This window comes from Mycolicibacterium chitae (assembly GCF_900637205.1).
GTDB classification, from domain to species: domain Bacteria; phylum Actinomycetota; class Actinomycetes; order Mycobacteriales; family Mycobacteriaceae; genus Mycobacterium; species Mycobacterium chitae.
Genome location: NZ_LR134355.1, coordinates 2278941 through 2300199, shown reverse-complemented (window position 1 = coordinate 2300199; position 21259 = coordinate 2278941). Strand labels below are relative to the sequence as shown.

The window sequence follows — 21259 nt, the reverse complement described above, 5'->3', positions numbered from 1 at the left end:
TACCGACTCACTCGGGCTTACCGTACAGCGCAACCACCACGCTGCGGTCCAGGCTGTTGGCCGACCACACTCCCATCTCGGTATTCGCGCAATCAGCCATGACCCCCATGGCGACAGGGTCGCGATACCACCGATTGATGATGTCGACACCATTGATCGCAAGCGCGGGGTTGATCGCCACGGTTTGAGAAACCGACCCGTGATAGCCGGCGGCAAGCGCTCTGCTTTGCGGCGTGGAGCCATCGGATCCGAGATCACCACCGAGCGCGCGGTTGTTCAAGACATCGTTGGTGTGCCACTGGGCTGCCAGTTGCAGTTGGCGGTTGATCTTGACGTCATTGGTGCAACCGGCCTGATGCTGCACGGTGAACACATTGGCCACCACACTGTCGTTGAGACGCTTGTTGTTCGGCACCAGCGTGTTGTTATCGTCCGCCATGGCCGGCGGCGCCGACAGCGCCATCACCGTCACGGCAGACAAGGCGACGGCTGTAGTCGCCCATCGGCAACGCTGCATCTGACGCTCTACTCTCGACGAGATCGCGGGCACCCCGATTATCGTTCTCCCACTGCGGGACAGGTTCATGGTCTGCTCACCTACACAGGATCGAATCGATCGACAAGCCAACGATTGTCGACCTTGGCCAGTGACACGCGAACGCTGGACGACGTACTCGTCGGCGCGTCCTTGCCCACAGTCACAGCCTGATTCACGAAGAGCAGCACAACTGCTCGATCATCAGAGGCAGACACGGACGCTCCCGCCGGAATGGTGGCTTCGGCTGCGATCTGCTTCTGTTGCGCGCCGGGAATGACGACGTCGCGGGTGAGCGAGGTATAGGTTTCCAGGAACTGGCCTGTCAAATGAGCACGAGCGGCGTCGAGGTCCTTCTCGACGGTCTCAGGACGGTATGACAGGAGCGCGATGGTTGCATCAGTGGCAGCGCGAACGGACTCCGTGGCGGCGACCTGATCGCTGTGAGCAGTGTCGTTCTGCCACTTGATGACACCTGCACCGACTGCCAGCGCTACCGCCAGTACGCCGACACCTGCGTAGGTTGCCTTACTTCGCCACTCCGACCGTCTGCGGTGCGGGTGGTCACCGTCCGCGAGAGGTCCTGCCGTCGTGACCGGTACAACCCGCAACACGCCTTCTGTCGACCCAGGTTCGTCGATCACAACCTCGGCGGAATCGGGAGGGGTAACCGGCGCATCGTCGACACTCGCATCGTCTGCCGCATCGCCACTTCCGCTGATGCGGCCTGAACTCTTCCGAAACTTCACGGGACGAACTCCACACGCGAGACTTTGATCTGACCGTCGAGCTCTTGAACCGAGATGCGCATCCGCCACGCACGCGGAGCAGGCTCGGCGCCTGCTGTACTTGTCGTCTGCACTGATACGGCGATCAGCGCTTGGGCTTCGTTCGGTGCCTGCGATTCCAGCGCCGCTTCAGTGATCGTGCCTACCGACACCGACTGAGCTTGTTTGACTACTTCGACGAAAGGCTGAGCACGCTGGGCGAACTCATCGTGAAACTCGCCGCCGGCGGTTTCCATGATTCTCTTGACATCGTCGTCCGCTCGTTGCCAGTCGATGGTGGTGAGGTTGAGAGCCGCTTGCCGTGCGGCCTGTAGGAATCGCATGGCGTCTTGATGAGCGCTCCGAATCTGGTACGCCTGGAACCCCCACCACCCCAACAGTCCCGACAGTGCGACCACAACTGCCAGTCCGATCACGATCGGCCGCCGCAACGACAGGATCGTCGATCGTCGCCTACGCGGTGTCGCCGATACGCCGTCTTCACTGCCGACGTGAGAGTCAGCGGATGCCGACCCTTCGCTCACGACGACATCATCCGCGGAATCAGCCGGCACAGTCAGGGTGTCGGGGGAAGAAGCATTGTCTCCCATGTTTTTTCCTTCGGTGCGGTTTGGGCAAGGTCTGCTTGGGTGTAGCTACGGCCGTCCGGTCCGATATAAGAACCCGTGGCTTGGTCGTAATACGCGACCGCTATCGGTGGTGGCGGCACTCCCTGCTCTTCGCCGGGCCGCAATTGCGGAATGCCCTGCCCGCTCAGCGTGGCGTTCGGATCACCCTTCCAGTTGAACCCATTGTTGAGGGGCACGAAGTTCTGGTCGCTTTCGCACTCCTTGACCGTGGCCGCCCTCTTGCCGGGCACCGTCGCGCACGGTGTGTTGCGTGCGCCACGCACGTTGAACGGTGCATCCTGTGGCACTCGACAGTAGAGGTCACCGGGAGCTCTTTCGGGAGCGTCCTGCATGGCGGCAGTGCGAGCTTGCTGGGCGGGCAGGTAGCCGGTGGTGCACGGGGGTGGCAGGTTGAGATTCAGATTGAAGCTCAGGTACAGGCCCTTGTAATCCTGCTTGGTGTGCACATTGGCGGCGTACGAACCCTGTTCGACGGCCAGCAACTGCGGCAGCAACACCAGCAACTGCTCGATGTTGTCGTGGTAGGCCAGCCCCACCTGTCCGACGCTGACCAGATTGGCCATCAGCACCGGCAACGTAGCTTGCAGCCGCTCGACGAGCTGGCGGGCTTCACCCAGCGCCGGGCCGCCCTGGGTGATGACACCCCGCACGTCGTTGTCGTGCTCGGCAAGCTGCCGGGTCACCGTCGCCACATGCGAGGCCCAGCCCTGAATCGCCGCCGACGTCTCAGTCTGCGAGTCCAGCACGGGTTTCACGTTGTCGATCAGGGACAACATGGAATCGAGGTTCTCACGGGCATCGATCGACAGATCGGTGGCGCCATCGACGATCTTGGACAGCTCTGGCCCGAGCCCCCCGACGGCCTCGAACGATTCGTCGATGACGGTCTTGAGGTTTTCCCGGGGGACGGCCTTCAATCCCGTGACGACGGCATCGAGAACATTGTTGATATCGCGGGGCACCGTGGTGTCCTTCAACGCGATCACATCGCCGTTCTTCAAAGACGGTGCCGATCCGTTGCGAGGCAACAATTCCACGTACTGTTCGCCGATGGCCGATTGGCTGTGGACCTCGGCGACGAGATCGCTGGGTACTGCGACATCCGATCTCAGGGTCAAGTCGGCGACCACACCTGAGTCATCCAGGCGTACCGATTGCACACGGCCGATCTCGGTACCTCGGTAGGTGACATTGCCACCCTCGTACAGCCCACCGGTCGTCGGCAGTTCCATCGACACCGTGTAGTGCCCGATGCCGAACAGTTTGGCCGGCAACTTCATGTAATTCACGCTCATCAGGGTCAGCGCGACAAGCGCCAGGACCGAGAAGATGGCCAACTGTATGCGTGCTTGGCGGTTCAATCGCATCTCAACGCCCCTGATCCATGCGGTAAGGAGCGGTGAGTGGATTGCTCACTCCCCCGGGTCCGGCGGTCATGCACGGACTGGGGAACTGGCCGATGGTGCGCCCCCACTGCAATTCCAGCCACGTCAGATCGCACTCCCACCGAGTACCGGTGAAAAAGCCGGCATCGATCCGGCTGAGCGTCAGATCGACCACGGCGGTGAGGTTGGTGCTGTCGCCTCGTTGGAACTTGTCGAGGTTCTCGTTGGAGAAGGGATAGGTCGGAATCAGGCCGAGGGATTTGGTCAGGCTCGGCCCGGCGTTGGCCAGCGACTCCAGCACAGGTCCGACGTGCTGGAGTTCCTTGACGAGATTCTCCTTGCTCTGGTTGATGGTGTCGGTGGTCAGTGCACTGAACTCGCCCAACGCGTCAGCAGCCTCGGTGAGGTTGCCGCGCTGGTTGTTGAGCACAGCCAACGCCTCGGGGATCGTCTCGACTGCGCGATCGAGGACCGGTTGCTGTGCGGCAAACTTGCCGACAAGGTTGTTCAGACTGTCCGTCGCGGCGATGATGTCCGAACTCTGATCGTTGAGATTGCCGGCAAAAGTAGCCGACTGCTCGACCAGGCTCCGAAGATCCCCCTCACGGCCGCGGAACGCTGTACTCAGAGACTCGGTGACGTCCCCCACCTGGCCGATGCCACCTCCATTGAGCACCAGCGACAGCGAAGCCAGCGTCTGCTCAGGTGACGGGAATGATCCGGTCCGCGACAGCGGGATCAGCGCTCCGTCGCGAAGCCTCCCCTGCGCCGACTCGTCGGTCGGCGGCCCCAATTCGATGTGCAGCGAACCGAATATGGTTGTCGTCCCGATCTTGGCAGTGGCATTTGCGGGTAGGACGACGTCACCGTTGAGGCGCATCGAAACCAGGGCGTGTTGGCCTTGTAGCTCAATCTTCGACACATGCCCGACCGTCACATCGGCGACGCGTACCCGTGAATTCGGATCGATGTTGCTGACGTCGGGCATCTGTGCCTGCACAAGATAGGAGCCCTCGCCCTTGCCTTCGGTACCGGGTAGCGACAGCGAGTTGATGCCACGCCACCCGCACCCCGACATCGATACGCACACCACCAACGTGGTCAGGACTGCCACGGCACGACGCTTGAATGCGGTGGTCACGAGCCACCGCCGGGAATCATCATTCCGGGAAGGCCGGCAGTCGGGTCGGTCGAGGTCGAAGGCGCAGCCTCGGCCGCCAGCGGGGCACCCGGCACCGAGACGGCCTGGTTCGGCTGCGGCGAATCCGGCAGCGGCGGAACGTAATCAGGTCTCATCCAGTCCTCGCTGTAGGTGATTTCGTTGGGTCGCGCCTGTGTGCCCACCAGAAGGTTCTCCCCCAACGGTGGGAAGTTGTACTGCCGGTTCTTCACGATCGGGGCCAGGTATTGCACGCACAGTTTGGAGGCCTGCTCGGCACCCATGCGGGACGCCGCCTGAATCGCACCGCACAGGAATGAGATCGGGTTGGCGAAGTTGTTGACCATCAGCGCCCCGGTCAACGAACCGTTGGCCGGTTCGTAGATGTTGTTGAAGTTCGACGCGGCGGTGGGCAGGATGTGCAAGACCTGCTCCAGGTCATCAAGACTCGCGGTAACGGCCGCCGAAATGGATGCCAACTTATCCGAGGCGGTGCCGATCGGTTCGCGGTTCTCAGCCACGAAGCTCTGCACGTCACCGACGACGGAATTGAGATCCTGCACAGCCTGCCCGATCTCGTTGGGGTCATCGGCCAGCAGGCCGGTCACCTCCGCGAGGTTGACGTTCAACTGGCTCAGCAGATCTCCGCTGTCGCTCAGGGCGGTCACCAGAGTCGAAAGGTTCTTGATGGTGCCGAAGATGTCCTTGCTGTGGTCACCGAGCGCCGACACGGTCTGCGACAACTTGATCACGGTGTCGCGGATCTCGGGCCCTTGTCCCCGCAAGTTGTCAGCTGCAGTGTTGATCAGGGAACCCAGGGTGCTCACACCGCCCGGTTCCGTCGGCTGCAGCATGTCGGTGATTCGTTCCAGTTGTGCGCGGACGTCGTCCCATTCCACCGGCACCGCAGTGCGTTCCAGCGGAATGACGGTGCCGCCGGTCATCGTGGCACCGCCTGAGTACGGAGGTGTGAGTTGGATGGCCCGGCCGGTCACCAGTTGAGGGGACAGGACTACCGCGTTGGCCTCTGCCGGTACCTCGTACTTGCTGTCGACCCAGAAGGTCACCTTCGTGCGCTCCGCCTCGGGTTCGATCTTGTCGATCTCGCCGACGTTGACCCCCCGGATACGTACGTCGTCACCTTCGAACAGACCCGTGCTGTTCTCGAAGTAGCCGACGATCATCATCTTGCCGATATGGTCGGCGAGCTTGACCACGACGAAACCTGCGGCGACCAACACGGCGACCAGCACGGCGGCCAGCACGACCCGCGGGTTGCGAATCCACGTACTCACGGTTGGCCTCCTGTCGGCGGTTCACCCGGAGCCGGCACGAACACCGGCGAGGGTGTGGGTTCGGTCGTGGACTGCACGCCCGACGGGTTTGGAGCAGGTGGACCGGGCGGCGGCCCTCCCGGCGGCGGGGCAGACAGCGGGGCCCTGTACGGGTAACAACCGGTCGGACCGGGTAGCGGGATCCCAGGCGGCCCGCACCCCGGATCCCCTGGGTTGCCGGTGATGGCATCGGGAAGAGTCAACTTGGGGTCACCGCCCTGACCCGTGCGTGGATACGGCACCGGCAATGCGGGGGTGCCGGGCTGACCCACCTGCGGGTCGGTGCGCTCCGAGGGAAGCAGCACGTTCGGGTCGAGACCCAGATCGGAGAACGCTGCATCGACGAAGGGTTGAACGAACTGTCCCGGCAACAGATTGACGACGTAGGCCTTGAAGAACGGGCCTGAAGCCACCGTCTCGCCCAACGACAGCGCATACGTACTGAGGCCCTTGACTGCCTCCTGGATACGCTCTTTCCTGTTGTCCACAATGGTGAGGACCCCGTTGAGCTTGTCCAACGCCGGCTTCAGTTCTTGACGGTTCTCGGCGATGAACGCTTTGAGCTGCTGGGAAACCGCGGAGATGTTCATGGACAGCTGGTCCAAGGCCGCACTCTGAGAACGCAATTGGACGAGCAACGCGTCGGTGTCTTTGATGAGACTGACGATCCGGTCGGTGCGCTGTGCCAGTACGTCGGTGGCCTTGGCCGCGTTATCCAACAACGAGCGCAGTTGTTCGTCGCGGTTGTTCAAGGTGTCGGCGAATCGTGCGACACCCTGAACAGCGTCGCGCAACTGTGGCGGCGTGTCAGCGAAAGTCTCTGCCAGTGTCGACAGGGAGTCAGAGAGCTGGTTGGTGTCCAGGCCACTGATGGTCGCCGCCAGATCGCCCAGCGCGTCCGGCAATTGGTAAGGCGATGTGGTCCGATCCAGAGGAATCGGTCCGCTCAGTTGCTCCTCGCCACTCGGGACCACATCGAGCTCCTTGGTTCCCAACAACCCTTTGGTTGCGATGGCAGCCTCGGTCCGCTCACCCATGTGGATGTCCCCGGGCACGTCAAACGTGACCAGCACGCCTGGGCCCTCGAGTTCGATATCGGTCACTTTGCCAACGGGATAACCCGACACCTGCACGGTGGCACCCGTGAAGAGACCGCCGGCATCCTCGAAATAGGCCGAGTATTTCTCATTCTGATTGACAAACGGCAACATCTGGTTTCCGAGTGCTCCCGCCACGACTGCCGCGACCACAACCAGGCCGATGGCGCCGATGACGAGCGGATTACGTTCGGAGAAGGGTCTGGTCATCCTCATTTCGGCGCACACCGCCCGGTGGTCTGACCCGCAACTTTGACAAAGACCGGTTGGCCGCCCTTGCCGTTGAGCTTCAGCACGACATCGCAGAAGTAGAAACTGAAATAGTCGCCGTACATGCCCTGCCGATTCAGCATCCGATATTTGTCGGGCAGCTCGTTGAGGATCCTGTCGAAGTATTCGTGGTCGAGCAGGATATTGCCTGCGACGCGGTCGGTTTCGGCGACGATCTTGCGGACCGGCTCACGGGTCTGGGTGAGAAGGTCGGCGATCGAGCTCGTCGCGGCGTTCGTGTAGGCGACGGCGTTCGAGATGTCGGTCTTGCGCTCGGCCAACCCGTGGACCAGTTCCGACAGGTTCGTCACGGCCTTGCCCAGCTGATCACTCTGGCCGCCCAGCGAACCCAGGACGACGTTCAGATTGTTGACCACCTCTCCGATCAGGACATCACGGTCGGCCAAGGTGTTCGTGACTGCCGCGGCCTGACTCAGGAAGGACCCGATGGTCGGGCCTTCGCCCTGAAGAGCCTGCACCAACTGACCGCTCAATTCGTTGACCTGCTGTGGATCCAGAGCCCGAAACAACGGCCGGAAGCCGCCGGTGACCGAATCCAAGTCCAGCGCAGGTTGGGTCCGTTCCAACGGGATCGTCTGTCCCGGGCGCAGCACGCCGGGCTCACCCGCACCGTCGAGCAGCGTCATATAGCGGCCGCCGATGAGGTCGTCGTAGCGAATCTCGGCACGTGTGCCCCTGGTCAGTACCGCTTCCTGCCCGGCGGTGAAATCCACCCGGACGGTCGAGTCCCGGTTCACCGCGATATGGCTGACTTTGCCAACCTCGACTCCGGCGACGCGGACCATGTCTCCCTCACGCAGGCCGGTCACGTTGGTGAACTGAGCGCTGTACTTGTTGGAGTCCCCTCCGAACCGGAACTCGCCGAACACCACGACAGTCGCGGCAAGCGCCAGAGCGCAGACGGTCATGAAGAGGCTGAGGCGAAGAATGATGCGCTTGAGGTCCTTGGTCACGGTGTTCCTCCTTCCTGGGACGTGACGGGGGTAGCAGCGGGCTGAGCAGGTACCGCCCCCGGCGGCGGCGCCGGCGCCGCCGGGACAACTGCCGGGGCGGCGGGCGGCACTCCCGGCCAGAGCGGGACTCCGCCGGGGCCATAGAGCGCGGCGCCGTACGGCGGCGCGCCGGGATAGGGCACCGGACCCGGCGCCGGGCCAGGCAAGCACTGTCGGATGCTCGGAGGTTCCGGTACGCCGCGAGTAACCGGCAGATAGTTCGCGTAGCAGGGACTTCCGATCCCGGGATTGGGCCGGATGTCCAGCCCCCTACCCCACCCGGTGTTGGTGATCAGCTGGCGGACAGGGAAATTCTTGGTGACGTCGGGCAGCGACCCACACCCCGGTCGTCCACCCGGACCGCCCTTGGCGCCTACGACCGGCAGGTGTTCGGGGTAGGAGTAAGGGTCGTTGCCGGGCAGAAGTGCCACGTCGACCACGAAGGTTCGTCCGTCACCGCCCCAGATTCCCTTGCCGTTCTCGATCAGCCAGTCCGCACCCTGCAGCGAACAGGTATAGCTTGGGCTGTACATGTTGAGCAGTTGCGTGGTCGGTTCCAGGCTGTTGATGGCATCGATCAGGTTGTGCTGACTCGAGGCGAGCAGGCTGGTTCCGCTCTGTGAGAGCCCGATGGCGTTGAGCAGCAATCCATCAAGAGAGTCCTTCTGCTCAACGAGCGTCGAACTCGTGGTCGACAAGGTGTCGAGGATGGTCACGATGTCGTCTGCCGCTACATCGTAGGTGTCGCCGAAATCCTTGAGCGAGCGGATATCTTCGCGGAAGACATCGTTGCGAGCGTTGAGTTCGGTCAGAACCACGTTGAGGTCCGAGGTCGCCCGCCCAATCCGCTCGCCACGCCCGCGCACCGCATCGGCGACGGCGGTCAGAACCGAATTCAGCTTGACCGGATCGATCAATTCGAGAAGATCCACGACATTCTCGAAAACGGTGTTGACCTCAGCGGTCACGTTGGTGGACCGCAAGTGGGCGCCGGCCGCCAACCGTTGTGGACTGGGATCTGCGGGCGCGGTGAGCTGCACGAACTTCGCGCCGAACACCGTGGTCACCGCGATTTTCGCCTCGACGTTGGCGGGAATGTAGCGGATCTGGTCGCGGTCGATGTCCAGCTTCAACTGGGCGCCGCCTTGGCCGCCACTCGATATCTCGCTGACCCGACCGACGTCGACGCCGCGCAATTTCACCTTGGCACCGGTTTCCAACACCAAACCGGATCGATCCGATGACAACGTCACCGGTATCACCGACCGGAAGGTACCCAAGAACGACGTGGCGGCAATGAAGACCAAGGCAACCACCGCCACTATCAGAAAGACGGGCCACCATCGGTTCGAGATGCGTTGCTCCCCGGGTGCAGAATTCACGATCAACCCGCCAGTCGGAAATTGCCGGACTGTCCATAAACGGCCAGTGTGACTCCCATGAGCACGATTGCGCCGACGACCATCGACGCACGCACGGCGCGACCCACGGCTTCACCCACCCCTGCGGGGCCCCCGCCCGCGGTGTAGCCGTAGTAGGTGCAGATCAGCATGACCACGACGATCATCGCAATGGTCTGCGCGAAGGACACGACAAGGTCACGAGTATTGAGGAACGTATTGAAATAGTGGTCATAGACGCCTCCGGCTTGGCCGTACACGAAAACGGTGCCGTAACGAGCGGCAAGGAAGCCCGCCATCAAAGCGACGGCGTAGAGCGGGATGACCACAATGGTTCCGGCGAGCACACGCGTTGCTGCCAGGTAGCTCACGCTCCGGATGCCGATGACCTCCAGCGCGTCGACTTCCTCGTTGATCTTCATTGCACCGATCTGGGCGGTGGCACCTGCGCCGATGGTTGCGGTGAGGGTGACCTGGGCGGTTCCAGGAATGATCAGTCGGGGGATGAAGAAGGCGGCGGCGAAGCCTGTGAAGGCTTCAACCCCGATGGACCGAAATTGGGTATAGCCCTGGGCAGCAACGATTGCACCGGTGGTCATGGTCATGAAGCCGACGATGACAATCGTGCCGCCGATCGAAGCGAGTGCCCCAGAACCCAGACCCATCTGGGCGATCAGTCGCAGCACCTCGGGGCGGTAGTTAATTGCCGCGTCGGGAATCCGAACCAGGGTCATGAAATAGAACCGGGTCTGCGCCCCGAAACGGTCCCATCCGCCAACTACCGTGGCCTGGGCACGCGCCATGCGTGGAAATCGTTTTGACGCTATGGATCTGGCTGTCGGCTGGGTCACGTTTTGTCCCATCTCATTGCAGTGTGAATTGGACACCGATGGCGGTGACGATGACGTTGACGGTGAAGAGCACCATGAAGGAGAAGACGACTGTTTCGTTCACGGCATTGCCCACACCCGCTGGTCCGCCGCCCACCGAGATTCCCTTGTAGCAGGCGATCAGGCCGGCGCCCAACCCGAACAGAAAGGCTTTGATGATCGACACGACGACGTCACCGAGTCCGGTCACCACCGTCATCCCGGCGACGAAGACACCGGCCGACACATTCAAGGCGAAGACGCAAAAGACAAAGGACGCAACCATTCCCACAAGCACGACCAGGCCCATCAGTGCCACCGACACGGTGGTGGCGGCCAACACCCGAGGGATGACCATAGCCTGGATCGGATCGATCCCCATGACACGTTGAGCGTCCAGTTCCTCGCGGATCGTTCGCGCACCCAGGTCGGCGCACATCGCCGTCGCACTTGCGCCGGCCGTCACCAATACAGTGACGATCGGCCCGATCTGATTGACGATGAAAAACGCAGCGCCGGCACCTGAGAAATCGGCGGCGCCGAACTCACCCAGGAGAATGTTGAAGATGAAGGTGTTGATCACCGCGTAGGGGATGATCATGAGAACAGCGGGCAGCATCGAAACCCTTGCCACGAACCAGGACTGACTCAGAAACTCCCTCCAGGCCAAGGGTGTCGTGGCAATACCCACCAGCACGTCCAGCGTCATGCCGAAAAAGCTCCCCACCGCACGGATGGGTTTCGTGAGGGTGTCACTGGCGAGCATCATGCGATCACCCGACCGCGTCGAGTACACGACTCGTCAGGACAAGCGGGGGCGAAATTAGTCATAGCGCCTCGCGACGTGAAGCGCCTGGCTGCTCGACCGAGCGGTGAAGCCAGTGGTCATGTTTTGTGGTCATATCCTCATCTTCTAAGTGCGTGTGATTCGCCGAGGCCCATCGCTCACCGGCGAACGAGCCTCACCCACTGTTCGAACGTTGCACCTCTGGCACATAGGCACTATCGTCAGACTCGAAATTGACGCTGGAGTCAACCGATGGGCCGCCGGCAAGACCGAGGGAACAGCGCGAGGCCAACCGCTTCGACGTGTTGCCCTCGCAGAAAATCACTTCGGTGTTGCTGACCATCACAGCCCCTTTTGGTGACCGATCCGCCTTGCCTCTCCACTGACTGAGGCAATGTCGCGGTATAAGCCTCGACCCAGCGGCCCAACACTACGTCGCGGCGGAAGTGTTGGTTCTATCTCTGACATAACTGCTGTGATGCAGATTACGTGCGCTCCATCGGGTCGCACATCGCCCGTTGGGGTAGCCGCACTCTCCCGTTCGGTCGATATTTGCCGTCTCGGCGCGCATGCGCGGCCTACCCGATCCGGACGCATGCGGGACGGAAGCCGCCTGCCCCTCAGCGGCACAAGCCGCAAGTCCAAGCGTGCCAGCCGATTGCCCCCTTCTGGGCTGCGCAATCACTCCTTCGGGAGGCGAAATGGCTGCGTGCTTTCGTGACACTTCATGGATAAGTGTGTGGCCTGCTGTAGACAAGCCACGGCCCGCAGCGTCGAGCCGCCGGTGAGATCGGAGAACCATGACGACAGCTCTCGAACAATCCGATTCCCCTGCGACGGTCGTCGTCGGTGCAGGCCATGGGGGTGGCACGCTGGCTGCACAGTTGAGGCAACAGGGATACCGCGGTCAGATCATCCTGGTCGGCGCCGAGCCACATCTGCCCTACCACCGTCCGCCGCTGTCGAAGAAGTTCCTCTCGGGTCAGTACGAGCAATGGCTTCGCCCCGACGACTTCTACACGTCTCAAGACATCGACGTCCGGGTGAATACGACGGTGTCCGCCATCGACCGACCAGCCAGACGCATCATTACTGCATCCGGTGTCGAAATCGGCTACGAGCACCTGGTATTGGCCACCGGGGCAACGGCGCGCAAGCTGGACGTTCCCGGTGGCTCACTGGAGCGGATCCTCACTCTTCGCAACCTCGACGACGCTGCGCAACTGCGCAGGATCGTGCCGACTGCCGGCAACGTTGTCATCGTCGGAGGCGGATACGTCGGCCTGGAGGTCGCCGCGGAAATTTCAGCCCGTAGCGCGGCGAAGGTGACGGTGTTGGAGCGCGAGCATCGGATCTTGGCACGGGTGGCCAGTCCGACGTTCTCGGATCTGATGCACCGACAGCACGCCAGTAGAGGCATCGAAATACTCACTGAGACAGACGTAGTCGGGTTCTCCGGCGACAGCAACGGGGCAGTCTCGGCGGTTCGGCTGTCCAATGGGGATGAAATCACTTGTGGCGCAGTGTTGGTGGGCGTGGGCGCTGTCCCGTGTGACGGGCTCGCAAGGTCTGCTGGATTGCTCTGCGACAAGGGAATCGTCGTCGACGGGGAATCACGTTCCAGCGATCGCTCGATCTTCGCCATCGGTGACGTTTCGCAACGGAGCCTCGGCGACAGCGCAGAACCCATCCGGTTGGAAAGCATCCCCAACGCCGTTGAGCAGGCCAAGCAGGTAGCCGCAGCCATCACCGGCAGCCCGATCCCGCGCCCGGAGGTGCCGTGGTTCTGGTCGGACCAGTTCGACCTTCAGCTCAAGATCGCAGGATTGATCCGCGCGGACACAGTCACCGCGGTGCGCGGCGACCCGGATACCGGAAAGTTCGCGATCTTCCATCTCGATCAAAATGACACCGTCGTCGCCGTGGAGACGTCGAACAGTCCGCAATCCTTCATGGCCGGCAAGAAGGCGATCGCCGATCGCAGTCGCGCGGTTCCGGGCTTGCTCTCAGACCCTGCTGTGGGCTTCAAAGAATGCTTTGTGAGCCAATGATTTCCAAATGTCCCGGCTCCGGTATCACCGCTAGAACGCGATAGAAAGGCACACCATGCAAATTTCAGCCGCAGTAGTACACAAGGTCGACTCACCTTTCGCCATGACCGAGGCGGAGCTGCAGCCCCCAGCCGCGGATGAGGTGCTCGTTCAGATCGCCGGTGTCGGCATCTGTCACACCGACATCGCCATCCGGGATGGCCACCTACCGTTCCCGCTGCCCGGTGTGCTCGGCCATGAGGGCAGCGGCACCGTGCTGGCGGTCGGCTCCGATGTGACGGAGGTCGCTGTCGGCGACAAGGTTGCCATCAGCTTCAACAGTTGTGGCGAATGCCGAGAATGCTCGAAGCAGGATCCTGCCTATTGCCACAAGTTCATGGAGGCCAACTTCGGCGGCGTACGCGCAGACGGATCGACGACTCTTGCGGCCGCAGGAAATTCTCTGGGCTCCAACTACTTCGGCCAATCATCGTTCGCCACGCACGCGATCGCGCGCGAACGCAATGTGGTCCGACTGCCCGAAGATTTTCCGATCGAGCTCGCAGGACCTCTCGGTTGTGGCGTACAAACAGGAGCCGGCGCCGTTCTGAATTCTCTGGATGTCCAACCAAATTCGACAATTGTGATCGCGGGCGCCGGCTCGGTCGGGCTGTCAGCGGTGCTCGCAGCGGTGGTTCGGTCCGCCACGACGATCATCGTGGTGGAACCACACCGGAGCCGGCGTGAACTGGCTGCCGACCTGGGTGCAACACACGTGGTCGATCCGGCAGACGGCGAACTCTCGGCCCAGATTCGGGCCATCGCGCCGTCGGGAATCGACTACGCTCTGGACACCACGGCGGTGGCGGCCGTGGTCGAACAGCTGGCAGCGTCGCTCGGGGTGCGGGGAGTGCTCGGCTTGCTCGGTGTGCCCGCCGATCCGCAGGCGAGCTTCAATGTCGGATTGTTCCAGGTACCCCTGCTGGGTATCACTATTCGCGGCATCGTCGAGGGCGACTCCGACCCCAAGACCTTCATCCCATATCTCGCGGATCTGCACAGCAAGGGCCAGTTTCCCTTCGACAAACTGATCACCACGATGCCGCTGAGCGAGATCAACGAAGCAACCGCCGCCCAGCACCGCGGCGATGTCGTCAAGGTGGTTTTGACTCCCTGACAACGGTTCGCCGCTTGCTGGTTTCACGCGCAGCGGCCTGGTGAACGAAAACCGAACTCACCCCGCCGAGAGTGGATCCTCTGTAGGACACTTTCGGCGGGGTGAGTTCTTTTGCGGCAACCAGCACGTCGCTTCGAGACCCGGTGGCACCGCCCCGGTGATTACGTAGGCCCAGGTCGTTGCAGAAGCCGGGGCCCGACTGACCCAGGAACGCGCGATCTGCCTACGTCAGTTCCACTCGGGCAACATCGCATCGATGTAGCGGGCACCGTGGCCCCCCGCCGGCAGAATCTCCGCGACTCGCTCCAGCACAGCAGGCGAGACCTCGATATCGGCGGCCGCGGCGTTCTCCTCTACCCGAGATGCCTTCCGGCTGCCGGGAATCGGCACGATGTCGTCACCCTGCGCAAGCAGCCAGGCCAGCGCGAACTGTGACAGCGAAGCACCCAGTGATTCGGCGAGGCCGGCGAGCTGTTGCATGGCCTGGGTGTTCTTGTCGAAGTTCTCGCCCTGCCACCGCGGGTCATATTGACGGATATCGCCGTCAGAGTATTCAGTTGCCGGTTTCGCGGTGCCGGTCAGGAATCCTCGCCCGAGCGGCGAATACGCCACGAAGCCGATACCGAGCTCGCGCAGGGTCGGAAACAGGCTCTCGACGTCGCGCTCGAACAACGAGTATTCGGTCTGCAGAACCGATACCGGCTGCACCGCATGTGCGCGTCGAATGGTCTGTTCGCCTGCCTCGCTGAGTCCGAAGTACTTGACTTTCCCCTGCTCGATGAATTCCCGGACAGTACCTGCAACATCCTCGATCGGAACATTCGGATCGACGCGGTGCTGATAGAAGACGTCGACATGATCGACGCCCAGATTGCGCAGGCTGTTGTGCAGAACCTCGCGAATATGGTCGGGACGGCTGTCGACACCGAGGTCCGGAGCTGTGAAGCCGAACTTCGTCGCGAGCACGACATCGTCGCGGAAGTCCTTGATTGCGCGACCCACGATTCGCTCGTTGTCGCCCCACCCGTACATCTCGGCTGTATCTATATGGGTGATGCCCAGTTCGTAGGCGCGCTGGATAGCAGCGGTTCCACCTTGTTCATCACCCTCGCCGTACGCGACGGAAATGCCCATCGAGCCGTAGCCGATCGCCGACGAGGTCAGCCCGAGATTTCCCAACTGCCGCTGTTGCATTGGATTGAAGTCCTTCCGATTGTGGTTTGACGGTCGCAGCCGATCGGTCTCAGCCGATGTCCAGAGTGCTATCAGGTCCGGCCACGGTCAGATGGCCGGCGCCGGTTTCTCGTCGGTTGTCGAGAGACGCTCGCTTCTCAGGTCTCGCTTGAGCACCTTGCCCGTCGGCGTACGCGGCAAAGACTCGACGAATTCGAAGGTGCGGGGCGTCTTGTATCCGGCAATGGCCGATTTGACGAACACACGAAGGTCGTCGGGGCTGGTGCCCTGCTCACGCAGCACCACGACAGCGTGCACCCGTTCACCCCAGCGATCGTCCGGTAGGCCGATCACCGCACAATCGCGCACCGCAGGGTGTGCGGAAAGCGCGTTCTCCACCTCCACGGAGTACACATTCTCGCCACCGGTGACGATCATGTCTTTGAGCCGATCGACGATATAGAGGTAACCCTGGTCATCGAGGCGCCCCACATCTCCCGTTCGCAGCCACCCGTCGACAATGGCGGCGGCGGTGTCATCGGGACGGTTCCAGTAGCCCTGCATGATGTTCCCGCCGCGCACCGCGATCTCGCCGACGGATCCGACCGGCAGAACTGCACCGTCGGCGTTCTGGATGCGCACTTCGGTGTGCAGCAGCGCTCGACCGGCGGATTCCAAATGACCGAGTTGATGGTCTGACGGCAGCAGGAACGTCGCCAAACCGGCCAGCTCGGTCATTCCATAGGCCTGGGTGAAACCCGCGCGGGGAAATGCGTCCATGGCCTTTTTCAACAGACCCTGAGCAATGGGTGAGCCCCCGTAGAGAATGCTCTCGACACAGCCCAGATCCCGACCTGCGGTCCCCGGATTGTCGACGATTGCCTGGATCATCGCTGGCACCAGGGTCATACCGGTCACCTGCTGTTGTTCGATCACATCGAGCAATGTGTCCGGATTGAACGCCGGCACCGAAACATGCTTTCCACCCAGCAGAGTCTGGACGATCCACCCGGTGAAATCGGCGAGGTGAAACATCGGGGCGACGTGCAGATATGTGCCGCCGGCACGGAACAAACCGTGGCCGGCGGCGCCCAGGCCCGAGGTGACGATGTTCGCGTGACTGAGCATGACGCCTTTGGGGAAGCCGGTGGTGCCGCCGGTGTAGAAGAGTCCCGCCAGAGCGCTGCCCGACCGACGCGCGTCGGCTATGGGTTCATGCTCGGCGATCAGACCCTCGTAGCTGAGCATCCCGTCCGGACACGGAGCGTCGCCACAGTGGATGAGGGTCGTCAGGCCGGGATAGAGACTCTTGAGCGCAGGACCGAGGGGCGCGAACGCGTCGTCCACGATCAACACACTGCACTCGCAGTCGGCCAACGAGTAGGCGATCTCCCCGGCGACCCAGCGGGTGTTCACCGGGGTCAGAACCGCATCAGCCCAGGCCGTCGCCAGGATCGCTTCGGTGTAGCGGTCCGAGTTGAGGGCGAGTACACCCACGCGGTCATGCGACCGGACACCGAGTCGGCGAATTGCGGCGGCCAACCGGGCAACGCGGTCAGCAACCTCGCCGAAGGTGCGGGTGCGATCTCCGTGCACGGTCATCACCGCATCGGGGTCGCGCTGCAACGACCGATGAAATCCTTGCGTCAAATACATCGAGATACTCCTAGTCGTCGCCTCGTGGCGCTTGGCCGACATGAGGTTCGCCCTTTGCGGACGGCAACGCCTCCCACCGACTCAGTGAAGGACGCTACGGTCGGACCTACTGGACGGACAGGGCCAAAGCGAGCAAAGTCACTCACCGTTTCGCTACCTCACTTCCCCTGACGAGGGGAAACGTCCCGAGGCGTACGCTGGTGGGAGGTTTGCTGCTTGCATTAACAGTGGCGCCGATCACATAATTGCCGGGCCCCTGCCCCGGATGGATGGACGAGGGTGAAGAACCAGCAGGAAGGTGCGGTGACTGAAGGTGACTGAGACGGACACGCAGATCGACGTGGGATCGCACATCGATCAAGCTCGCGAGATCCTCAGTCGAACTGCGGGATTTCTCGGCGATCGCGATTCGGTCCACCAAAGCTTCAGCAAATGGGATCTGTATGCGGCAGATGCGGCGCTCTCGGACGCCGCTGCGAAACTGCGGGAACGCTGCGCCGCCGGCGAAGAAGCGATGAGCAAGCTGCAGGCCTCGGCCCTTCAGTTGCAGGCCGCCCAGCTGCAACTGACCCTCAAGGACACCCTTCTCACCGTCGGTAGCAGCCGCATCAATGCCGCTCATCGTGCGATTCACCGTCTCCGTGACACGCGGTCTCTGAAGGCGCTGACCGAGCGGGCGCCCCGCGAGGTGTACGAAATCGGATTCACCCGGGTGTTGTTCTCCCGCCTCGAGAACGGCATCTGGTACGCCTACTCGGCGTTCGTCGGGGACGATGCCGAGCAGGCGAACACCATGGTGGAAGCGGGATTGTCGAACCCACGCCGGCTCACCCATGTGTTGCCGGAGTGTGAGATGGTGCGCCGGGGAACCCCGATTCTCGTGCTCAACGCCGTCGATGACCCACGGGTGTACCCCGAGCTCAACAACGTCACCCGGAGCGTCGGCTATGTGGCCGCCCCGGTGTTCAGCTGGGGCTCCGCTGTGGGGTTGCTGCACGCCGATCATCACACCGGCGTCCAGGGTGTGCACGAGTTGGATCGAGATGTGCTGGGCGCATTTGCCGAGGGACTCGGGACCGCCTTCGAGCGAAATTCGCTGCTCGAACGCCTGCGGTCGATGCGCCAGGCCGCCAGCGACTACCTGCAGACAGCGAATGCGCTCGCGGACGATTTCACGGTCGACGTACTGGACCTGGCCGGGCCCGCGACGCCCGTTGCCGAATCGATGCTCACCGACGAGTTCATCTCGCCGCCCAACACCGGTCGGCGCGCCGGGCCGGACTCGCTTGCCGACCTGACCGCTCGCGAAAGAGAAGTCCTCAAGGCACTCGCCACCGGCAGAACCAACGCGCAGATTGCTGCCACCCTTTTCGTGAGTGAAGGCACCGTGAAATCTCACGTCAAACGCATCCTTCGGAAAACCGGGGCGAGCACCCGAACCGAGGCGGTGTCAATGCTCCACCGCGGACGGAGTGCCACCTCCGACGCGGTGTGAGAGCACTGACCTCGGGCAGCTCACGAAGTTGATTTATCCGTCAACCCTCGCGGGTGGGGACCGTCAGACGTAAGCCGTCACACTCACCGGTCACCACGAGTTGGCAGGAAAGGCGGGACCGCTCACAGTATTCGGCCGTGAACTCCAAGAGCTCGCGTTCCTCATCGGATGGCTCTCCCAGTACCGAATACCAGGCCTCATCGATGTGAACGTGGCAGGTCCCACAGGAGCAGGACCCCCCACATTCGGCATCGATGCCGGGCAGGTTCTCGTTGACAGCCGCATCCATGACTGAGGTGCCTACCGGAACGTCCACAGTGGCGGAGGTCCCGTCGGGCAGCTCATAAATGACCTTAGGCATCTGACTTTTCCCTGGTTGAGTTAGGCTTTGGCGAAGGTAAACCGAGCGGGCACGTGCCGAAGTCCGCCGACGAAGTTCGTGAGTGCGACCTTCGGTTCACCCGTCAGTTCGATTTTTTCCACGACCGGCAGCAGTTCTTCGAGCAAGACCCGCATTTCCATTTTCGCGAGGTGCATGCCGATGCACATGTGCGGGCCGTACCCAAATGCGATGTGCTTGTTCGGTCGGCGATCGATGATGAACTCTTCGGGTCGATCCATCACGTCCTCGTCGCGGCTGCCCGATTGGAACAGAAGCATCAGCCGTTCGCCGGCCTTGATCTCCTGCCCGCGCAGCGTGTAGTCGGTGACGGCACGCCGCGTGAAGTGCTTCACCGCGGACGCCCAGCGCACCCCTTCGTTGACCAGATCCGGCACCAGCGACAGGTCGGCCCGCACCCGGTCGAGCAGTTCGGGCTGCTTGGCGCACTGCAGCAAGATGGTGGCGACGGAGGTGGACGTGGTGTCGTGGCCGGCCGTGGCGATCGCGATGAACCAGCCGTAGCTGTAGCTCTTCGGGAAGTACTCCCCGTCCGGGGTTTTCGCGGCAGCGATGACGGTGGCGAGATCCTCACGCGGGTTTGCCCGCCGGTCTTCGACGAGTGCGTCGAAGTACGCGTTGAAATCGGCCACCGTGGCCGTCCACTGCTGGGCAGCGGCTTCGGGGGACAGCGGTTCGACGTCTTCGCGCTGGGTATCGGGGTCGTTGGTGCCGAAGAAGTCCTGAGTCAGCGCCATCATCCGCGGCTCATCCTCAGGAGGCACACCGAACAGGGTCATCATGACGTGCAGCGGATACGCGAGCGCGAAGTCATTGACCACATCGATCTCACGATCGCCTTCAGCGATCAGGCGACGGACCGACTCTTTCGCGTTCGCCCGGATCTCGTCCTCCCACCGCTTCAGGTTGGCCGGCCGGAACCAGTCGATACCGATGTTCTTCACTTCGGTGTGCTGAGGCGGATCGAGGTAAGGCAGCGCATCCATCACACGGAGGTGGCCACCCAACAGCTGCTTGGTGAACTCGTCTCCGGCCTGCGTCTGCAGCACGCAGTGATTCGTCCCGCCCGCGATGAACGTCTGCGGCTGGCGTTCCACTTCCATGATGTCGGCGTGCTTGCTGATCAGCCACAGGGGGTCGTAACCGTCCACCTCCACGCGTCCGACCGGCGCATTGTTGCGCAGCCATCGGTATGCCGCGAAAAGAGCGTCCTCATCGACGTGTCCTTCCGGCAGTACGATCTGGCGAGCGATCTCGTCGGGGATCAGGACCGAATCAGCGACCTGGGTATCCGTCATGGTTGCCTCTTTTCCTTCAATTGCGTTGTGTGAAAGTGTTTGCAGCCATATCCCCTGGCTCGGGGCTTGTACATCTGGAATAAGTCTGCGACCAGGAACAGTGATGCGCGACACTCCATCGGGTCGCTTAACTGCCCATATAGGGATATTTCGGTACGTAACGGCAGGTGAACGACGATGGACCGCCAAACACCCGGAATTACCGGACACCGTTTGGGCGCGCCACGTCCCCCGTGCGTTGCGAAATGCCGCCGGTATGGCCCGGCCCGATTTCGCGTGGCGAATTTCTGCCGAATTGCACTGTGGCGCCGAGGCGCCTGACGCTAGGTCTTCAGGTGCTGCAGCATCTGCTCGACCCGATTCATCTTGACCCGTGGCCTGCCGGTCGATGCTCCTGCCGAACGCTCGTGGCGATCGAGTCGTCGCCAGTCCTCGTAGGTCACACGATCGGGCACCCGGGACGCGATCCGCGCCCCCGCCTCGTCCCGGTCGAGCGCCGTCGAATCAGAAAGTCGACCGAGGCGGACGTCGTCGAGAAGCGCGCGGACGGTGTCGCGTGCGCACTTCTTGTTGGTGCCGAAGATCCCCTTGCGCCAAACGATGCCTGGCGATAGTCGCGCCGCCCCAAGACACGAACCTCGCGAAGACTGTTGTCCCGCAGACATTCCAAGGCGCCGTCGGCAATATCCGTTCATTCCAGATGCGGAATGGGTGTGGTGAGAACACGGGCAACATCCAGCGCGACATTGCCGTTACCGATGACC

Annotated in this window: 19 protein-coding genes; 3 read left to right on the top strand and 16 right to left on the bottom strand. The window is 62.4% G+C overall.

What is annotated here, in order from left to right:
* Positions 1-7: 7 nt before the first annotated feature.
* From EL338_RS10815 to EL338_RS10765, 11 genes are all read right to left on the bottom strand, one after another.
* Positions 8-517, bottom strand: a complete 510-nt coding sequence (locus EL338_RS10815) for a CAP domain-containing protein (protein WP_396909334.1) — start codon at positions 515-517, stop codon at positions 8-10.
* A gap of 80 nt (positions 518-597) precedes the next feature.
* Positions 598-1284: a hypothetical protein gene (locus tag EL338_RS26935; RefSeq protein ID WP_235666436.1), complete on the bottom strand. Its 687-nt coding sequence runs from the start codon at positions 1282-1284 to the stop codon at positions 598-600.
* Positions 1281-1913: an Rv1363c family protein gene (locus tag EL338_RS10805; protein ID WP_126333755.1), complete on the bottom strand. Its 633-nt coding sequence runs from the start codon at positions 1911-1913 to the stop codon at positions 1281-1283. The genes EL338_RS26935 and EL338_RS10805 overlap by 4 nt, the downstream gene beginning before the upstream one ends.
* Positions 1880-3319 carry an MCE family protein gene (locus EL338_RS10800; RefSeq protein ID WP_126333754.1) on the bottom strand — a complete coding sequence of 480 codons (1440 nt, stop codon included), beginning with the start codon at positions 3317-3319 and terminating at the stop codon, positions 1880-1882. Before EL338_RS10800 ends, EL338_RS10805 begins: the two co-directional genes overlap by 34 nt.
* 1 nt (position 3320) lies before the next feature.
* Positions 3321-4415 carry a virulence factor Mce family protein gene (locus tag EL338_RS10795; RefSeq protein ID WP_235666502.1) on the bottom strand — a complete coding sequence of 365 codons (1095 nt, stop codon included), beginning with the start codon at positions 4413-4415 and terminating at the stop codon, positions 3321-3323.
* 59 nt (positions 4416-4474) lie between these two features.
* Positions 4475-5791, bottom strand: coding sequence for a virulence factor Mce family protein (locus EL338_RS10790; protein WP_126333752.1), 1317 nt, complete (start codon positions 5789-5791; stop codon positions 4475-4477).
* Positions 5788-7137, bottom strand: coding sequence for an MCE family protein (locus EL338_RS10785; protein ID WP_396909323.1), 1350 nt, complete (start codon positions 7135-7137; stop codon positions 5788-5790). Before EL338_RS10785 ends, EL338_RS10790 begins: the two co-directional genes overlap by 4 nt.
* Positions 7138-7139: 2 nt before the next feature.
* Entirely contained in the window at positions 7140-8126 is a 987-nt protein-coding gene (locus EL338_RS10780) for an MCE family protein (protein ID WP_435404970.1), read from the bottom strand.
* Between the two features lie 41 nt (positions 8127-8167).
* A complete protein-coding gene (locus tag EL338_RS10775) occupies positions 8168-9592 on the bottom strand; it encodes an MCE family protein (RefSeq protein ID WP_126333749.1) in 1425 nt (474 codons plus the stop codon).
* A gap of 2 nt (positions 9593-9594) precedes the next feature.
* The gene (locus tag EL338_RS10770; RefSeq protein ID WP_126333748.1) at positions 9595-10413 is read right to left on the bottom strand and encodes an MlaE family ABC transporter permease; all 819 of its coding nucleotides are present in this window, start codon (positions 10411-10413) and stop codon (positions 9595-9597) included.
* Positions 10414-10474: 61 nt separating this feature from the next.
* Positions 10475-11248, bottom strand: a complete 774-nt coding sequence (locus EL338_RS10765; RefSeq protein WP_126333747.1) for an MlaE family ABC transporter permease — start codon at positions 11246-11248, stop codon at positions 10475-10477.
* Between the two features lie 818 nt (positions 11249-12066).
* Between EL338_RS10765 and EL338_RS10760 the strand changes: the two genes are divergently transcribed.
* Together EL338_RS10760 and EL338_RS10755 are read left to right on the top strand one after the other, a co-directional pair.
* Positions 12067-13317 carry an NAD(P)/FAD-dependent oxidoreductase gene (locus EL338_RS10760; protein ID WP_126333746.1) on the top strand — a complete coding sequence of 417 codons (1251 nt, stop codon included), beginning with the start codon at positions 12067-12069 and terminating at the stop codon, positions 13315-13317.
* 55 nt (positions 13318-13372) lie between these two features.
* Complete coding sequence (locus tag EL338_RS10755) at positions 13373-14473, top strand: NAD(P)-dependent alcohol dehydrogenase (protein WP_126333745.1); 1101 nt, start codon at positions 13373-13375, stop codon at positions 14471-14473.
* A gap of 228 nt (positions 14474-14701) precedes the next feature.
* On the opposite strand, the gene EL338_RS10750 is transcribed toward EL338_RS10755, so the two are convergent.
* Both EL338_RS10750 and EL338_RS10745 read right to left on the bottom strand, forming a co-directional pair.
* Positions 14702-15667, bottom strand: a complete 966-nt coding sequence (locus tag EL338_RS10750; protein WP_126333744.1) for an aldo/keto reductase — start codon at positions 15665-15667, stop codon at positions 14702-14704.
* Positions 15668-15754: 87 nt separating this feature from the next.
* On the bottom strand, positions 15755-17344 hold the full coding sequence (locus EL338_RS10745; RefSeq protein WP_327391031.1) for a long-chain-fatty-acid--CoA ligase: 1590 nt from the start codon (positions 17342-17344) through the stop codon (positions 15755-15757).
* A gap of 271 nt (positions 17345-17615) precedes the next feature.
* Here EL338_RS10745 and EL338_RS10740 point away from each other — a divergent pair, with 271 nt between their 5' ends.
* Positions 17616-18797 (top strand): helix-turn-helix transcriptional regulator, encoded by a 1182-nt coding sequence (locus EL338_RS10740; RefSeq protein ID WP_235666435.1) that lies wholly within the window; start codon positions 17616-17618, stop codon positions 18795-18797.
* A gap of 40 nt (positions 18798-18837) precedes the next feature.
* Here EL338_RS10740 and EL338_RS10735 read toward each other — a convergent pair whose 3' ends face one another.
* From EL338_RS10735 to EL338_RS26490, 3 genes are all read right to left on the bottom strand, one after another.
* On the bottom strand, positions 18838-19086 hold the full coding sequence (locus EL338_RS10735; RefSeq protein ID WP_327391060.1) for a 2Fe-2S iron-sulfur cluster-binding protein: 249 nt from the start codon (positions 19084-19086) through the stop codon (positions 18838-18840).
* Positions 19087-19178: 92 nt separating this feature from the next.
* The gene (locus tag EL338_RS10730; RefSeq protein ID WP_126333741.1) at positions 19179-20495 is read right to left on the bottom strand and encodes a cytochrome P450; all 1317 of its coding nucleotides are present in this window, start codon (positions 20493-20495) and stop codon (positions 19179-19181) included.
* Between the two features lie 323 nt (positions 20496-20818).
* Positions 20819-21160 carry a hypothetical protein gene (locus EL338_RS26490; RefSeq protein WP_235666434.1) on the bottom strand — a complete coding sequence of 114 codons (342 nt, stop codon included), beginning with the start codon at positions 21158-21160 and terminating at the stop codon, positions 20819-20821.
* Between the last annotated feature and the right edge of the window lie 99 nt (positions 21161-21259).

Excerpts from the sequence above, each read along its gene's own strand:
- EL338_RS10795 (WP_235666502.1), bottom strand. The coding sequence starts at position 4,415 with ATGTCGGGGTGCGGGTGGCGTGGCATCAACTCGCTGTCGCTACCCGGT.
- EL338_RS10765 (WP_126333747.1), bottom strand. The coding sequence starts at position 11,248 with ATGATGCTCGCCAGTGACACCCTCACGAAACCCATCCGTGCGGTGGGG.
- EL338_RS10785 (WP_396909323.1), bottom strand. The coding sequence starts at position 7,137 with ATGACCAGACCCTTCTCCGAACGTAATCCGCTCGTCATCGGCGCCATC.
- EL338_RS10735 (WP_327391060.1), bottom strand. The coding sequence starts at position 19,086 with ATGGATGCGGCTGTCAACGAGAACCTGCCCGGCATCGATGCCGAATGT.
- EL338_RS10750 (WP_126333744.1), bottom strand. The coding sequence starts at position 15,667 with ATGCAACAGCGGCAGTTGGGAAATCTCGGGCTGACCTCGTCGGCGATC.
- EL338_RS10805 (WP_126333755.1), bottom strand. The coding sequence starts at position 1,913 with ATGGGAGACAATGCTTCTTCCCCCGACACCCTGACTGTGCCGGCTGAT.
- EL338_RS10755 (WP_126333745.1), top strand. The coding sequence starts at position 13,373 with ATGCAAATTTCAGCCGCAGTAGTACACAAGGTCGACTCACCTTTCGCC.
- EL338_RS10760 (WP_126333746.1), top strand. The coding sequence starts at position 12,067 with ATGACGACAGCTCTCGAACAATCCGATTCCCCTGCGACGGTCGTCGTC.
- EL338_RS10730 (WP_126333741.1), bottom strand. The coding sequence starts at position 20,495 with ATGACGGATACCCAGGTCGCTGATTCGGTCCTGATCCCCGACGAGATC.
- EL338_RS10780 (WP_435404970.1), bottom strand. The coding sequence starts at position 8,126 with ATGACCGTCTGCGCTCTGGCGCTTGCCGCGACTGTCGTGGTGTTCGGC.
- EL338_RS10770 (WP_126333748.1), bottom strand. The coding sequence starts at position 10,413 with ATGGCGCGTGCCCAGGCCACGGTAGTTGGCGGATGGGACCGTTTCGGG.
- EL338_RS26490 (WP_235666434.1), bottom strand. The coding sequence starts at position 21,160 with ATGTCTGCGGGACAACAGTCTTCGCGAGGTTCGTGTCTTGGGGCGGCG.
- EL338_RS10815 (WP_396909334.1), bottom strand. The coding sequence starts at position 517 with ATGCAGCGTTGCCGATGGGCGACTACAGCCGTCGCCTTGTCTGCCGTG.
- EL338_RS10745 (WP_327391031.1), bottom strand. The coding sequence starts at position 17,344 with ATGTCGGCCAAGCGCCACGAGGCGACGACTAGGAGTATCTCGATGTAT.
- EL338_RS10800 (WP_126333754.1), bottom strand. The coding sequence starts at position 3,319 with ATGCGATTGAACCGCCAAGCACGCATACAGTTGGCCATCTTCTCGGTC.